This window comes from Emticicia fontis, from assembly GCF_054779675.1.
This window is the reverse complement of the sequence record NZ_BAAGXU010000064.1, coordinates 60,957-61,618: the sequence shown is the minus strand read 5'-3', so window position 1 is coordinate 61,618 and position 662 is coordinate 60,957. Positions and strand designations below refer to the sequence as shown.

Below are 662 nucleotides of genomic sequence, written 5' to 3'. Positions count from 1 at the left end.
AAACTACTTTTGGATTCGGTGCAGTGATTGTTGGTGCAGATGGCTGACTAACAATTTGCAAACCTGTGACAGCTGTACTAGCCACACTTGTGCAACTTCCAACCGTACAAGTAGCGGATATGGAATAAGTGCCAACCGATGAAAGTATCAGGCTTGAACCTGATGACCCGTTTGACCAATTAATAGTTCCTGCACAACCGCTAGCTGTCAGAGTTAAAGTGCCTGGCGCACAAACTACTTTTGGATTCGGTGAAGTGATTGTTGGCGCAGATGGCTGACTAACAATTTGCAGTCCGGTGACAGTAGAACTAGCCACACTCGTACAACTTCCAACAGTACAAGTAGCGGATATGGAATAAGTGCCCACAGACGAAAGCGTCAGGTTTGAACCTGATGAACCATTAGACCAGTTGATAGTTCCTGCACAACCACTGGCTGTCAGAGTTAAAGTGCCTGGGGCACAAACTACTTTTGGATTCGGTGAAGTGATTGTTGGCGCAGATGGCTGACTAACAATTTGCAGTCCGGTGACAGTAGAACTAGCCACACTCGTACAACTTCCAACCGTACAGGTAGCTGATATGGAATAAGTACCCACACTTGAAAGTGTTAAGCTACTTCCTGATGAACCGTTAGACCAGTTGATAGTTCCTGAACAACCA

Annotated in this window: 1 pseudogene; it reads right to left on the bottom strand. The window is 45.9% G+C overall.

Annotated elements, in window-relative coordinates:
* Positions 1-662 (bottom strand): annotated as a pseudogene (locus ACYVFA_RS24145) (hypothetical protein); the annotation flags it as partial.